A 13,988-nucleotide genomic window follows, 5' to 3' on the forward strand; every position below is an offset into this window, starting at 1 on the left:
GTGCAGGGCAGCCGGGGCGCGAGCCGGTGATCAGAGGCCGAACTCCTGCGGGGACACGCCCAGTGCGGCGCACGCCTCGCGCAGGACCTGCTCCTCGGCCGGGGCGATGTATCCGTCCGCGCCGGCGACCACGAAGCCGGTCTGTACGACCGCCTTGGCCTCCATCGGCTTCTTCGCCGCCTTGGCGATCTCCTGCATGACCTGGGTCTTGCCCTGCTGGAAGTTGACCGTCAACTGGTCGACGTGCTTGTTGAACCGCTGGCGCAGCTGGTCCGGCGGGAAGTTCTGCAGGACGTCGTTCTGCAGGATCAGCGTCTCCACGTGCTGCCGCTCGGCGGGGTCGACCGAGCCGTCGGCGGCAGCGACCAGGGCGCACATCGCCATGCTGGCGTCCCGGTAGGCACCGCTCTTCAGTTCCGTCTTGAGGGAGGCCAGCTGGGACTTGAGTACGCCCACGAGCTGGGCCTTCGATCCCCCGCCGGGCTTCGATCCCCCGCCGGACCCGGAACCCGGCTGTCCGTGACCGCCGGAGCTCCGCGCCCCCTGCGACTGCTGCTGCAGACCCTTGGCCTGGTCCTTGAGCCGGTCCCACATCGCCATCCGTGCCACCTCGGTTAAGCGTTCACTTGGCCGCGCGTGATCCGCGCGTCCTTCTGCCAACGCCTCCGCGGCTTTCGAAGTTCCGGGGTCGAACTCACAGTGAGCCTAGGTCGGAGGAGTACCAGTGTTCGGGGCGCAGGTAGTAGACGGCCTGTTCGCCGTGCTCCTTCTGCGCGAACCGGACGTACTCCTCCACCTTGTCGGCCGGAAGGTAGCGGGCCGACATCTCCCGCAGCTGCTCGATCGTGGCGTCCTCGCTGCGGACCACGGGGCCCTCGACGGAGACGTAGCGGATGGTCGGCTCCAGGCGGTCGACCATCAGGGAGAAGCGTCCCGCCGCGGCGATCAGCCGGCCCTTCTTGGAGTGGCGTCCGGTCATCACCCACAGCTCGCCACCGGGTGCGTACTGGTACCAGATCGGGAGCGTCAGTGGGGCCCGCCCCTCCTCCCCGGCCACGGCCAGCGCCCCGATATGGGGTTCGGCCAGGAACTGCTCACGCTCTTCGACGCTGAGGGGCATGCGAATCTCCTTCGGTGGTATGGCGATATGGCGGTACGGCGGTATGGGCCGTGACAGCTCACGTCGCCCTCAACTCCGCTGCCCCCTACGGGTATTCCGCGTGCTCGCGTCGTACCGTCGGCAGCCGCCGTTATGCTCCTGAGGCATGACCATCGAGCTGCGGCACCTGCGCGCGTTCCTCGCCATCGCCGAGGAAGGCAACGTCACCCGCGCCGCCGTCCGCCTCAATCTGAGTCAGCCCGCGCTCTCCCGTACTCTGCGCCAGCTCGAAGACCACCTGGGGGCCCGCCTCGTCGACCGCTCCACGCACCACCTCGAACTGACCTCCGAGGGACGTACGTTCCGCGACAAGGCCGCCGCCGCTCTCTCCGCCGTCGAGACCGCCCTCGATCCCGGCGGGCTGAGCACCTGGCCGCTGCGGCTCGGACACACCTGGGCGGCGCTCGGTGATCACACCGTTCCGCTGCTGCGCCGCTGGGACGAGACGCGTCCCGGCACTCCGCTGGAGCTGCTCCGCGTCGACGACCGCACGGCGGGGCTGACCCAGGGCAAGGTCGACGCGGCCCTGCTGCGCGGCTCCGTCACCGCGCCGGGCCTCCGCACGGAGCCGCTGCTGCGCGAGGAGCGCGTGGCGGTCATGCCGGCGGACAGCCCGCTGGCGGCCCTCCCCCGGGTCACCCTGGCGGACCTCGCCGCCCATCCGATCGCCCTGAACACCGTCTCCGGCACCACGACACCGGAGCTGTGGCCCGCCGGGGGCCGCCCCGTGTCGACCGTCGAGGTCGGCAACACCGACGAGTGGCTCATCGCCATCGCCGCGGGGCGTGCCCTGGGGATCTCCACGTCGGCGACCCCGAGCAACCACGCGCACCCCTCTCTGGTCTACCGCCCGCTCGCGGACGCGCCGAGCGTCCCGCTCGTCCTGGCCTGGCGCGAGGGACCGGGACAGCACCCGGCCCTCTCCGATCTGGTGGCCGTCGTACGAGAGATCCTGGCGACGGGCGGAGGCTGAACCCGGCGAGGGGGAGTCCGAGCCCGGGATCAGGGCCTTGGACCCTGACACCTGCGGCTCCCTCCGGCATGCCGGAACGTGTGTCCTGGCTCAGGCTGGATAAACGGTCACCTCATGGACCACGTCGGACGAGGGAGCAGAGCGTCATGGGAACCGAAGTGTTCCACTCGGAAGTGCCCCTGACGGTGAACGGCGAGTCCTGCCGCGTCACCGTCGACCACCGCTCGACACTGCTGGACGTCCTGCGCGAGCAGCTGGGCCTGACCGGCGCCAAGAAGGGCTGCGACCACGGCCAGTGCGGTGCCTGCACCGTCCTCGTCGACGGGCGCCGCGCGAACAGCTGTCTGCTGCTCGCCATCGCCCATGAGGGCTGTGACATCACCACCGTGGAGGGGCTGCGCTCCGCCGACGGTGAGGGCACGCATCCCCTTCAGCGGGCCTTCGTGGAGCGCGACGCCTTCCAGTGCGGCTACTGCACCCCGGGGCAGATCTGCTCCGCCGTCGGCGCCGTCGCCGAGGCCGGGGCGGGCCACCCCTCGCATGTCACCGACCCGGGCGCGGACACGGGGACGCCCGTGGAGCTGACCAGGGACGAGATCCGCGAGCGGCTCAGCGGCAACCTGTGCCGGTGCGGCGCCTATCCGCACATCGTCGAGGCCGTGGAGGACGTAATCCGGTGAAGTCCTTCATGTACGTGCGCGCCCACAGCGTCGACGAGGCGACCGCGGCCCACGCGGGCCGCCCCAGCTCCCGCTATCTGGGCGGCGGCACCAATCTGGTGGACCTGATGAAGCTGGGTGTGGAGCGTCCCGGGACGCTGATCGACGTCAGTGGGCTGCCGCTGGATGCGGTCGAGGAGCTTCACGACGGGTCCGTCCGCGTCGGGGCCACGGTGCGCAACAGCGACCTCGCCGCCCATCCGCTGGTGCGCGCCCGTTATCCGGTGTTGTCCCAGGCGCTGCTCGCGGGCGCCTCGGGTCAGCTCCGCAACATGGCCACGACCGGCGGCAACCTCCTCCAGCGCACCCGCTGCCCGTACTTCCAGGATCTGAGCAAGCCGTGCAACAAGCGGGAGCCGGGCCGCGGCTGCGCGGCGCGGGACGGCGTCCACCGCGACCACGCGGTCCTGGGCCAGTCGCCGCAGTGCATCGCCACGCACCCCTCCGACATGGCGGTGGCGCTGGCCGCGCTGGACGCGCAGGTGGAGCTGTACGGAGCGGCCGGCCGGCGCACCGTCCCGGCGGCCGAGTTCCACCGCCTGCCGGGCGACCGCCCCGACGTGGACACGGAGATCGAGCACGGCGAACTCATCACCGGTGTCGTGCTGCCGCCCGCGACCGCGGGGCTGCCGTCCGCCTACCGCAAGGCCCGCGACCGCGCCTCGTACGCCTTCGCGCTCGCCTCCGTGGCCGTGGTCCTGAACGTCGAGGAGTCCGTCGTACGCGACGTACGGATCGCTTTCGGCGGTCTGGCGCACCGGCCCTGGCGCGCGCTGCGTGCCGAGCGGGCGCTGCTGGGCGCCGCGCCGACCGAGGAGGCGCTGCGGCGGGCCGTCGACGCCGAGCTAGCCGCCGCGGAGCCGCTGCGGGACAACGCGTTCAAGGTGCCCCTTGCCCGCAACATCGCGTGTGACGTCCTGCGGCGCCTGGCCGCGTCGCCCGCCGTCTCCTGACTCGGCCCCCGCCCCCTCCTCCGCCATCCAGGGAGAAACACCCATGCCGGACACCGTCAGTGCTCTCGGGGCACCCACCGAGCGCAGGGAAGGCCACGCCAAGGTGACCGGGGCCGCCCGTTACGCCGTCGAGCGCACACCTGACGCCTGCGCCTACGCCTGGCCGGTCCCGGCCACGGTGGCGCGCGGCGAGGTCACCGCCGTCGACGACACGGCGGCCCTCGCCCTGCCCGGCGTCATCGACGTCCTCAGCCACCTGAACGCGCCCCGCCTGGTCGAGCCGGACGACGCGACGCTCGCCGTCCTCCAGGACGCACATGTGCCGCACCGCGGCTGGTACGTCGCTCTCGTCGTCGCCAGGACCCTGGAGACGGCCCGCGAAGGTGCCGCCGCCGTCCGGGTGAGCTACGCCGAGGAGCCCCACGACGTCACCCTGCGCGCCGATCACCCCGACGCCTACGTGCCCGAGGACTCCGACGGCACCTCCGGGGAGCACGCACGCGGTGACGCCGAAGGCGCGTTCGACTCCGCGCCCGCCCGTGTCGATGCCGTCTACCGGGTGCCGCCGCTGCACAACCACCCCATGGAGCCGCACGCGGCGACGGCCCGCTGGCACGACGGGCGGCTGACCGTGCACGACTCCAGCCAGGGCGCCACCACCGTGCGCGACGCCCTGGCCGCCATGTTCGCGCTGCCGAAGGAGCGGATCACGGTCGTCTCCGAGCACGTCGGCGGCGGCTTCGGTGCCAAGGGCACGCCCCGGCCGCACGTGGTGCTCGCCTCCATGGCCGCACGCGTGACCGGGCGTCCGGTGAAGATCGCCCTGCCGCGGCGGCAGTTGGCGACTGTCGTGGGCCACCGCTCGCCGACCCTTCAGCGGGTGCGGCTGGGCGCGGAGGCGGACGGCACGCTGACCTCCGTGATCCATGAGGTGACCTCGCACACCTCACGTATCAAGGAGTTCGCGGAGACGGCCGCCGCCGCGACGCGCGTCATGTACGCCTCGCCGCACGGCCGTACCGCCCACCGGGTGGTGCCGCTCGACGTGCCGAGCCCTTCCTGGATGCGGGCGCCGGGCGAGGCGCCCGGCATGTACGCGCTGGAGTCGGCGATGGACGAACTCGCCGTACGCCTCGGCATGGACCCCATCGAGCTGCGGCTGCGCAACGACACCCGGACGGAGCCCGACAGCTCCCGGCCCTTCAGCAGCCGGCATCTCGCCGAGTGCCTGCGCGAGGGGGCGCGGCTTTTCGGCTGGTCCGAGCGCGATCCTCGGCCCCGCTCGCGCGCCGAGGGGCCCGTCCTGGTGGGCAGCGGGGTCGCCTCCGCGACGTATCCGGTGCTGGCCTCGCCGTCCCGGGCGAGCGCGCACGCCTATCCGGACGGCAGCTTCGTGGTCCGCGTCAACGCCACCGACATCGGTACGGGCGCCCGCACCGTGCTCGCCCAGGTCGCCGCCGACGCCCTGGGGGTCCCGGTGGACCGCGTGCGCGCCGACATCGGCAGCAGCGACCTGCCGGACGCGCCACTTGCGGGCGGTTCCTCCGGGACGGCGTCCTGGGGCTGGGCGGTCCATGAGGCCTGTACGCGACTTGCGGCGCGCCTGTCCGGGCAGCAGGGGCAGCAGCTGCCGCCGGAGGGAGTGGGCGCCACGGCCGACACGGCGGGCACCGCGGACGCGGACAGCGACTACGCCCGGCACGCCTTCGGCGCGCACTTCGCCGAGGTCGGCGTCGACACGGTGTCCGGCGAGGTCCGCGTGCGCCGGCTGCTGGGCGTCTACGCGGCGGGGCGCATCCTCAACGCCCGCACGGCGCGCTCCCAGTTCATCGGGGCGATGACCATGGGCCTGGGGATGGCGCTGACCGAGAGCAGCACGATGGACGCCGCCTTCGGCGACTTCGCGGAGTGCGACCTCGCCTCGTACCACGTCCCGGCGCACGCGGACGTCCCCGCGATCGAGGCGCACTGGATCGACGAGGAAGATCCCCATCTGAACCCCATGGGCAGCAAGGGAATCGGCGAGATCGGCATCGTCGGAACGTCCGCGGCCATCGGCAACGCGGTCCACCACGCAACCGGCGTACGGCTACGGGAACTACCGCTCACGCCGGATCGGGTGCTGGCGGGGGGCGGCTGAACCGTACGGTGTCGGTCGGCCCGGAGCGGGGCCGCCCGCCGGCCGACCACACGGACCGGCCTAGCGACTGGTACCACCCGACCACCGACCGCACGCCGGTAGCGCCGGGCGCCGCGGGCCGGTGATGGTCGGCTGCCGACCGAAGGCGGGTGCTGCCCTGCTGCCGGTCGCGGGCTGGAACGCCCCGGCGCATCGGCCGTCGGCCGGGGCCGGTGGCGGCCGGGTCAGGACCTGGGTCCGGCTCGGCTCTCGCGGGTCCAGGCCAGCAGTTCCTCCGCCTGCCAGGTCGTCACCACGCGGTCGGCGGGGACACCGCACTCCTCCGCCCTCTCGCACCCGATGATCTGCCAGTCCAGCTGGCCCGGCGCGTGCGCGTCGGTGTCCACGGAGAACAGGGCCCCCGCCTCCACGGCCCGGCGCAGCAGTCGGCGCGGCGGGTCGAGCCGTTCGGGGCGGCTGTTGATCTCCACCGCCGTGCCGGCCGCCGCGCACGCGGCGAACACCTCGTCCGCGTCGAACTGCGACTCCGGCCTGCCGCGCCCGGTGACGAGCCGGCCGGTGCAGTGGCCGAGGACGTCCGCGCGGGGGTCGCTGACGGCGGTGACCATGCGGCGCGTCATCGCGGGGGCGTCCATGCGCAGCTTGGAGTGGACCGACACGACCACCACGTCCAGTCGGTCGAGCAGTTCGGGCTCCTGGTCGAGGGAGCCGTCGTCGAGGATGTCGCACTCGATGCCGGTGAGCAGCCGGAAGGGCGCCCAGCGCGTGTTGAGGTCCGCGACCACCTCCAGTTGCTCGCGCAGCCGCTCCGGCGACAGTCCTCGCGCGATGGTCAGCCGCGGCGAGTGGTCGGTGAGTACCGCCCACTCGTGCCCGAGGGCCTGGGCGGCGCGGCCCATCTCCTCGATCGGGCTGCCGCCGTCGGACCAGTCGGAGTGCAGATGGCAGTCGCCGCGCAGCAGCGCGCGCAGCTCGGCGCCGGCGCCGCCCTCGGTGAGCGGGTCCCCCGCTTCGCCTTCCAGGCGTTCCAGATACACCGGTACCCCGCCGGAGAGCGCCTCACGGACCACGCCCGCGGTCTTGGGCCCGACGCCCTTGAGCGACTCCAGGGTCCCGTCGGCGGCACGTCGGGCGACTTCGCCGTCGGCCAGTGCCCCGAGCACGGCGGCCGCGGTGCGAAAGGCCCGCACACGGTAGGTCGGGGCGCGCCCGCGCTCCAGCAGAAAGGCGATCCGCTCCAGCGCCTCCACGGGCTCCATCGACACCTCCGGCCGCCGGTGTACGTGTCCTTCCAGCGTCGCGCATGACGGGCCGCTGGGCACGGCGACGCCCGGGGCCCCGGGCGTCCCGGGGGCGTGGCCTCAGCCGGTGGGTTCGTCCGGCTGAGGCTGGTCGGTGCTGCCGGTGCCGGACGCGTCGGCGCCCGACGTGTCGCGCCTGCCGGTTCCGGCCTCGTCCGTGTCGGGTACGTCGTCGTCGGCGTCGCCCCGGGTGCTGCCCTCGGCGGCCGGTTGCTCGTCCAGGTCCCAGGGGTCGTTCTCGTCGGAAGCCTGCTGGTCCGGCAGGTCCCTGGGCACGGGCGGGCCGTCCTGGCCCGGGGACGGGGGATTACGTTCGGTCATGGGCTGTGCTCCGTTCCCTCGGCGCTGCTTCGACCTTACGGCGTGGAAGCGCAGGTACCCGCCGCCGCAGCGACAACACCCCGGTTTGGCGAACCGGACCCTGCGGCGGCACCAGTGGGCGCGCGTCGGCTCTACGAGACGTCGAGTCGAAGTACCTCGGTTCGACCCACTCCGGCCCGATCCCGGAGAGGATCGGGCCGGAGTGGGCGCTCACGCGGCGTGGGCGTGCTCGGCGCCCGCGTGGCCGGCGTCGGCCTCGGCGCGCACCCGGGCGCAGCTGCGGCTGATCAGACGCGAGACGTGCATCTGCGATATACCGAGTTCCTCCGCGATCCGGCTCTGCGTCATGTCCTCGAAGAACCGCAGGTACAAGATGGTCCGCTCGCGTTCCGGCAGCTGCCGCAGACCCGCCTTGGCCGCCTCCCGGTCGGTGACGCAGTCGTACGCGGGGTCGGGCGCCCCCAGTGTGTCGACGAGGCTGAAGCCGTCCGGGTCGGCGGAGGAGATCTCGGCGTCGAGCGACAGGGCGCTGTAGCCCTCCATGGCCTCCATGCCGTCCCGGACCTCGTCCTCGGTGAGCCCCGCGTGCTCGGCGATCTCGGCGATGCCGGGCTCGGGACCGCTGCCCGGCCGGTCGAGCAGCTCACGGCGCGCGACACGGACCTTGTTCCGCAGTTCCTGGACGCGCCGGGGCACACGCACGTCCCACATGCGGTCGCGGAAGTGGCGCCGCAGCTCGCCGGTGATGGTGGGCACCGCGTAGCTCTCGAAGGCGCCGCGTCCGGGCTCGTACCGGTTGACCGCCTTGACCAGGCCCATCGCTGCGACCTGCTGCAGGTCCTCGATGCTCTCCCCCTTGTTCCGGAACCGACCGGCTATCCGGTGCGCCATGGGCAGCCAGGCCTCGACGATCTCCTCGCACAGCAGCTCGCGCTCGGGGCCGTCCTCAAGGGTGGCGAGGCGGGCGAACTCCGCCGCGGTGTCGGGTGCGTCGTTGTGGGGGTGCCGGGTCGTCGAACGACGACGGGCAGAGTACGCAGTCAGGTCCGTAAGCATCAGTGAATCGCTCCTCAACGGTGCCGCCAACAGGGACCGCGGGAAACGGGGCGCCCCGGTGACAGGCATCCACCAGGAGTCGACATACCGCTCCCGCGAACGCGCCTCCGGTCCGAAGCACGTTATTCGCCTGCCCTTCGAATCTGCGCCCAAACAGAGCCCTCCGCAAAGCGAGGCCGGGCATATCTCCGGTCAGAGGGGGCACACGCGTGTGCTCCCGCCTACTTCTCGGCGGGGAGCGCGCTGTCCAGGCGGTCCAGCAGATCGGCGGGGTCCGCGTACACCGCGCTGGCCCCGGCCCCCTCCAGGTCGCTTCGGGGGATGCCTCCGGAGAGCAGCGCGATGCTCCGTACGCCCGCCCGGGAAGCGGCCCGCATGTCCCATACGGTGTCGCCGACGAACAGCGCCTCGTCCGGGGAGCACCGCGCGATGTCCAGGGCGTGGAGCACGGGGTCGGGAGCGGGTTTGCCCGAGGACACGTCGTCCGAGCTGGCGATGCCGGCGATGACGTCGTCCGCGTCGATGGCCCGGCGCAGCGCGCCGAGTTCCGCTCCGCCCGCGGACGTCGCCAGGACGATGCGCCAGCCGCGGCCGTCCAGGGCGTGCAACAGCTCACGGGCGCCGTTCAGCGCGGGCAGCCGGTCGAAGTACGTGCCGTACAGGGTGCTGTGCGCGGAGCTGATCTCCTCGTCGCGGTCGTGGTCGCGTTCTTCGCCGAGCAGGTGGGCGATGAGGTCGGTCGAGCCGAGGCCGATGGCGTGGTGGATGTCGTGCATCGCGACGTGCTGGTCGGCTTGGCGGAACGCTTCCCACCACGTGATGACATGCAGGTGGTTGGTGTCGGTGAGCGTTCCATCGACATCGAACAGCGCGGCACGCGTCATGGCTGCACACCCTTCCCTTTCGCTCTCAACGCACGTCTGTTCGTTCTCCGTGTACGTCTGTCATGACGAAGCCGCTGCGGGGCCTGGTCGGGACCCGGTGCAGCGGGATACGCAAGTCCTGTTCGGGGACGCGGTGGTCGAGCCGCGCGAGGCGCGGGAGCAGAGTGGTCAGCACCGCCAGGGTGACGTCCTCGCCGGGGCAGCGGTGCCCTTGGGCGGCGTCGCCGCCGCCTTGGGGGACGAGTTCGTCGCGGCCGGGTTCGCGGCCGGTGAACCGCTCGGGGTCGAAGGTGTACGGCGCGTCCCACAGCTCGGGGTCGTGGTTCTGTCCGTAGAGGTCGAGCAGGACCATGGTGCCCTCCTGGATCGGCTCGCCGTGCCAGTCCAGGTCGCTGGGCGCGAGGCCGGCGACGAACGGCGCGAACGGGTAGAAGCGCCGTAGCTCGTGGGCGAACGCCCGGGCGTAGTCCGTGCCCTCCGCGGCCAGCCGCTTCCGCAGCGCCGGATGCCGGTGCAGCGCGTGCGCGCCGAAGACCGTGAACCAGGTGACGGCGACGGTCGGCCGCAGGACGTTGAGGACCTCGACGGCGGCCGTGCGGAGGTCGAGCGGCTGTCCGTCGGCCTCGCGGTGCGCGGCCACGGCCTCCACCACGGTGGGTGACGCGCCGCCCTGCTCCGACGGGCCGTGGCCGGCTGCCCGCACGTCCTCGATCAGACGGGCCAGCCGCTTCTCCTGCCGCTGCCGGGCGCGCCGGGCCCGCCAGTGGCGGGGCCCCGCGGTGGCGAATCCGTCGACCATGGCCACCAGGTCGTGGGCGGTCCGCCGCGCTTCGCCGTCTCCCCGCTCCGTGAGGGGGACGCCGGCCCAGGCGCACACGGCTCGCGTGATCAGGACGCTCACCTCGTCGAACAGCGTCACCTGCGAGCGGTCGGCCCACTCCTTGCAGGCACGTTCCCATTCGTCGCCGACGCGTTGGGCCAACGCGGTGACGCCCGCCGCGTCCTGGAGGAGCGACATGAACAGGGCCTTGCGCTCGCGGTGCTCCTCCCCGTCGAGGGTGTGCACCGCGCCCTTGCCGAAGAGGGTGCTCAGTACGGGTTCGGGCAGGGCCGAACGGCGGCGTACGTGGTCCTCGTCGTAGAAGAACGTGACGGCCGCCGGACCGCGCAGCGCGATGGCGGGCTTGCCCAGCAGGCGGGTGCGTACGGGCCCCGGACCCTTGCGGCGGCTCAGGTCGGGAAGCCACGCGTACCCCTGGGCGAGCAGCGGCAGCGTGTGGTCCAGCATGAGGTCCTCCTGGGTGGGAACGACGCAGACCGTGACATGTGACAGGTGACATGTGACATGAGGGCCGATGCCCCTCATCGGCATCCTGACCGAATCAGGAACCGCACGCATTTCCCCGGCCGGCGCACGACTCGGTCTCCGGCGGTCCGCCGATCAGGATGGTGGTGATCGGCGGACCGTGGTGACCGGGTGCCCCGGGTTGCCTCCATGAACCGGAGTGAAGGGCGTGAAACCGGGGCCTGCGGCGTGACGGTGGGACGGATGTGCTGTTCCGGTAATCTGGAGCTTTTCCCGCAGAGGAGTTGCATCAGTGGAGTTTCGGCTGCTCGGAGCGGTTTCCGTCGCCACTGAGGTCGGCGTGCTGCCGCTCGGTCCCGCCAAGCGGCGCAGCCTGCTCGCCGCGCTGTTGCTGAGGTCCAACCACCCGGTCACCGTTGACCAGTTGGCGGCCGCGCTGTGGGACCAGGAGCCGCCCGCGCGTGCCCGTGGGGTCATCCAGGGACATGTGTCGCAGCTGCGGGTCCTGCTCGCCGGCGCCGAGGCGGAGATGTTCGGCGTCGAGCTGGTCACTCAGGGCACGGCGTACGTCCTTCGGATGCCGGAGTCCCTGCTGGACGCCCACCGCTTCGAGGAGCTGGTGACGCTCGCCCGGAGTCAGCGGGCGCCCGGCGACGCCGTGGCGATGTACCAGGAAGCGCTGTCGTTGTGGCAGGGGCCCGCGCTGACCGGCGCGTATCCGAGCCAGCCGCTGCAGGCCGCCGCCCAGGCGCTGGAGGAGCTACGGCTGGCGTCCGTGGAGTCGCTGGCCGGGGCCTACTCGCGGATGGACGAGCATGCCCGGGCCGCCGCCGTGCTGCGGGCGGAGGCCGGCGCGCACCCGCTGCGCGAATCGCTGTCCGCCGCGCTGATGAGGGCGCTCCAGCGGGCGGGGCGCCGGACCGAGGCGCTCGACTGGTTCCACCGGACCCGGCGGCTGCTCGCCGACGAGTTGGGTGTCGACCCCGGCCGGGAGCTGGCCGACGCCTACGCGGTCGCGCTGCGCGGGGCGGGTGAGGGCGAGGGCCTCGGTGAGCGGGAGGGGGGCCCGGTGGGGACGGCGGCGTCGGTGTCGGTCCCCGGTCCCGTCGCGGCACCGGCTCCGCCTCCAGCCCTTGCTCCGGCTCCGCCGCCCGCGCCCGCCTCGCCGCCGCCCGCGCCCGGTGCGGCGCTCGGACCGTCGCCTTCCCTCCCGACCGGCACGATCGATCTTCTGCCGCGCATGCCCCGCGGATTCCACGGGCGAGCCGCGGAACTCACCGCGCTGACCCGGGCCGCCGCCGGTGAAGCGCCCGTCTGTCTGGTCACCGGGCCCGCGGGCGTGGGCAAGACGGCGCTGGTGACGCAGTGGGCGCACCGCAACCGCGAGCTGTTTCCCGGCGGTCTGCTCTATGCCGATCTGCGCGGCTTCAGCGACACCGGCGAGCCGGCCCTCCTCGAAGTGCTGCGTGAGTTCCTGCTGGCGCTGGGCGTCGCGCCGCGCCGGATACCGGAGTCGGCCGGCGCCGCGTCCGCGCTGTTCCGCTCCCTCTCCGCCGAGCGTCAGCTCCTGGTGGTCCTGGACAACGCGCGGGCGTCCGAGCAGGTCAGGGAGTTGCTGCCGGGCGGCGCCCGCTGCGTCACCGTGGTCACGAGCCGCTACCGGCTGCGTGGCCTGATCGCCTCCGACGCGGCGCGTCCCGTACCCGTGGACGTACTCGAACCGGACGACAGCACCGCCCTGCTCGCCGCGGTGCTCGGCACGGAGCGGGTGCTCGCGGAGGAGGTGGCCGCGCGTCGCCTCGCCGAGCTGTGCGGTGGGCTGCCGCTCGCGCTGCGGGTGGCCGCCGCCAGGCTCGCGGACCAGCCGGAGTCGCCGCTGAGCGTGATGTGCGCCGAACTGTCCGACGAGTCGAGGAGGTTGAGCCTCCTCGCCGTGGAGGACACGGGCGTACGCGCCGCCCTGCGGCTCACCGTGCGCCGACTGCCCGCGAGCGCCGCGCGGCAGTTCGCCGAGTTGGGGCGCCACCCGGGCATGTACGTCGACCGGTACACGGCGGCGGCCCTCGCGGACACCGACCCGGCGACCGCCGAGGCCGCGCTGGACAAACTCACCGCGGCGCACCTCGTCGTACGGGCCGGGCCGGACCGCTGGACGCTGCACGACCTCGTACGGCTGTACGCGCGCGGCCTGGATGCCGGTGCCGACGCCCTGACGCGGGTGCTCGACCTGACCGTGGCCACCGCGCTGGCCGCCGCCGACGCGGCCGAGCCCGGTGACGAGTCGTGTTTCACGCTGCCCGCGGATTTCCATCCGCCGCGAGCCACAAAGGAGTTCGCCGGTCGCGAGCAGGCCATGGCGTGGTACGCGGCCGAACGCGACGACCTGACGCTGGCGGCGGCCGCCGCGGACTCGGCGGGGCTGCACGGCAGGACGTGGCGGATCATCCTCGGGATGTGGCCGCAGATCGTATGGCGGGTGCAGGACGGCTGGACTCCCCTGCTCCGTACGGCACTTGAGGCGGCGCGGGCCGATGGTGACGCCCGCGCCGAGTCACGGGTCCTTGCCCTGCTGGGGTGGGTGCTGACCGAGGAGGGCCGCGTCGACGAGGCGCTCGTCCATCTGGAGGCCGCGCCCGTGCTCGCGGCGCGGGCACGGGACACGCGCGGCGAGGCGACCGCGCTGATCAACCTGTCGCTCGCCCAGGCCGCGCTCGGCAGCCCGGAAGAGGCCGCCGAGGGGTGCGCGCTCGCGGCGGAGCTCGCGCACAGCGTCGGCGACCGCCACACGGAACGCCTCGCCCTTGGTCACCTCGCCCGGCACCGGCTGGACAGCAGGGAGTGGCAGGCGGCCCACGAGACGGCCATCGCCGCGCTCGACCTCGACAGCCCCTCGGAGACGTCGGCGGCGGCCGGGGTGCTGCTGCTCACCACCATCGGCGAGGCGCTCCTGGGGATGGGCGACGAGACCGAGGGCATCCGACGCCTGGAGAACGCGGCCCTCGAAGCGGAGTCGTGCGGCTACGACGACGGCGCGGTGCGGGCTCTCGGCGCACTGCTGCGAGTCTCGGCGGACGCGGGACTGCAGGCGCGGTACGACACGGCGATGGTGCGGCTGATGGCTCGGACGTAGCTCCGAGTGCTTCCTCGTCGGCCAGGCGGCGTGCCCCCGGGCAGGG

Annotated in this window: 12 protein-coding genes; 5 read left to right on the forward strand and 7 right to left on the reverse strand. The window is 73.1% G+C overall.

All coding sequences use genetic code 11. The annotated features are described in order from the left end of the window. Positions 1-30: 30 nt before the first annotated feature. Both ACWDZ7_RS35295 and ACWDZ7_RS35300 read right to left on the reverse strand, forming a co-directional pair. The gene (locus ACWDZ7_RS35295) at positions 31-600 is read right to left on the reverse strand and encodes a tellurite resistance TerB family protein (RefSeq protein WP_451802773.1); all 570 of its coding nucleotides are present in this window, start codon (positions 598-600) and stop codon (positions 31-33) included. 94 nt (positions 601-694) lie between these two features. Further along, on the reverse strand, positions 695-1,120 hold the full coding sequence (locus ACWDZ7_RS35300; RefSeq protein WP_451802775.1) for a pyridoxamine 5'-phosphate oxidase family protein: 426 nt from the start codon (positions 1,118-1,120) through the stop codon (positions 695-697). Positions 1,121-1,265: 145 nt separating this feature from the next. Here ACWDZ7_RS35300 and ACWDZ7_RS35305 point away from each other — a divergent pair, with 145 nt between their 5' ends. The 4 genes from ACWDZ7_RS35305 (at position 1,266) to ACWDZ7_RS35320 (ending at position 5,944) form a co-directional block, all read left to right on the forward strand. Continuing rightward, positions 1,266-2,132, forward strand: a complete 867-nt coding sequence (locus tag ACWDZ7_RS35305; protein WP_451802777.1) for a LysR family transcriptional regulator — start codon at positions 1,266-1,268, stop codon at positions 2,130-2,132. Positions 2,133-2,278: 146 nt separating this feature from the next. Then, positions 2,279-2,812 (forward strand): 2Fe-2S iron-sulfur cluster-binding protein, encoded by a 534-nt coding sequence (locus ACWDZ7_RS35310; protein WP_451802779.1) that lies wholly within the window; start codon positions 2,279-2,281, stop codon positions 2,810-2,812. Further along, the gene (locus tag ACWDZ7_RS35315; protein WP_451802781.1) at positions 2,809-3,804 is read left to right on the forward strand and encodes an FAD binding domain-containing protein; all 996 of its coding nucleotides are present in this window, start codon (positions 2,809-2,811) and stop codon (positions 3,802-3,804) included. Before ACWDZ7_RS35310 ends, ACWDZ7_RS35315 begins: the two co-directional genes overlap by 4 nt. Positions 3,805-3,847: 43 nt before the next feature. Next, complete coding sequence (locus ACWDZ7_RS35320) at positions 3,848-5,944, forward strand: xanthine dehydrogenase family protein molybdopterin-binding subunit (protein ID WP_451802783.1); 2,097 nt, start codon at positions 3,848-3,850, stop codon at positions 5,942-5,944. 224 nt (positions 5,945-6,168) lie between these two features. On the opposite strand, the gene ACWDZ7_RS35325 is transcribed toward ACWDZ7_RS35320, so the two are convergent. The 5 genes from ACWDZ7_RS35325 to ACWDZ7_RS35345 form a co-directional block, all read right to left on the reverse strand. Continuing rightward, positions 6,169-7,203, reverse strand: coding sequence for a PHP domain-containing protein (locus tag ACWDZ7_RS35325; protein ID WP_451802784.1), 1,035 nt, complete (start codon positions 7,201-7,203; stop codon positions 6,169-6,171). 102 nt (positions 7,204-7,305) lie between these two features. After that, positions 7,306-7,566 (reverse strand): hypothetical protein, encoded by a 261-nt coding sequence (locus tag ACWDZ7_RS35330; protein ID WP_451802785.1) that lies wholly within the window; start codon positions 7,564-7,566, stop codon positions 7,306-7,308. A gap of 210 nt (positions 7,567-7,776) precedes the next feature. Beyond that, positions 7,777-8,622, reverse strand: a complete 846-nt coding sequence (locus tag ACWDZ7_RS35335) for a SigB/SigF/SigG family RNA polymerase sigma factor (protein WP_451802787.1) — start codon at positions 8,620-8,622, stop codon at positions 7,777-7,779. 221 nt (positions 8,623-8,843) lie between these two features. Next, positions 8,844-9,506: an HAD family hydrolase gene (locus ACWDZ7_RS35340; protein WP_451802789.1), complete on the reverse strand. Its 663-nt coding sequence runs from the start codon at positions 9,504-9,506 to the stop codon at positions 8,844-8,846. A gap of 25 nt (positions 9,507-9,531) precedes the next feature. Continuing rightward, complete coding sequence (locus ACWDZ7_RS35345; protein ID WP_451802791.1) at positions 9,532-10,794, reverse strand: cytochrome P450; 1,263 nt, start codon at positions 10,792-10,794, stop codon at positions 9,532-9,534. A 310-nt stretch (positions 10,795-11,104) separates the two neighbouring features. Between ACWDZ7_RS35345 and ACWDZ7_RS35350 the strand changes: the two genes are divergently transcribed. Beyond that, positions 11,105-13,942, forward strand: coding sequence for a BTAD domain-containing putative transcriptional regulator (locus ACWDZ7_RS35350; RefSeq protein WP_451802793.1), 2,838 nt, complete (start codon positions 11,105-11,107; stop codon positions 13,940-13,942). Positions 13,943-13,988 lie beyond the last annotated feature (46 nt).

The sequence above is a fragment of the Streptomyces sp. NPDC003032 genome (assembly GCF_053591415.1).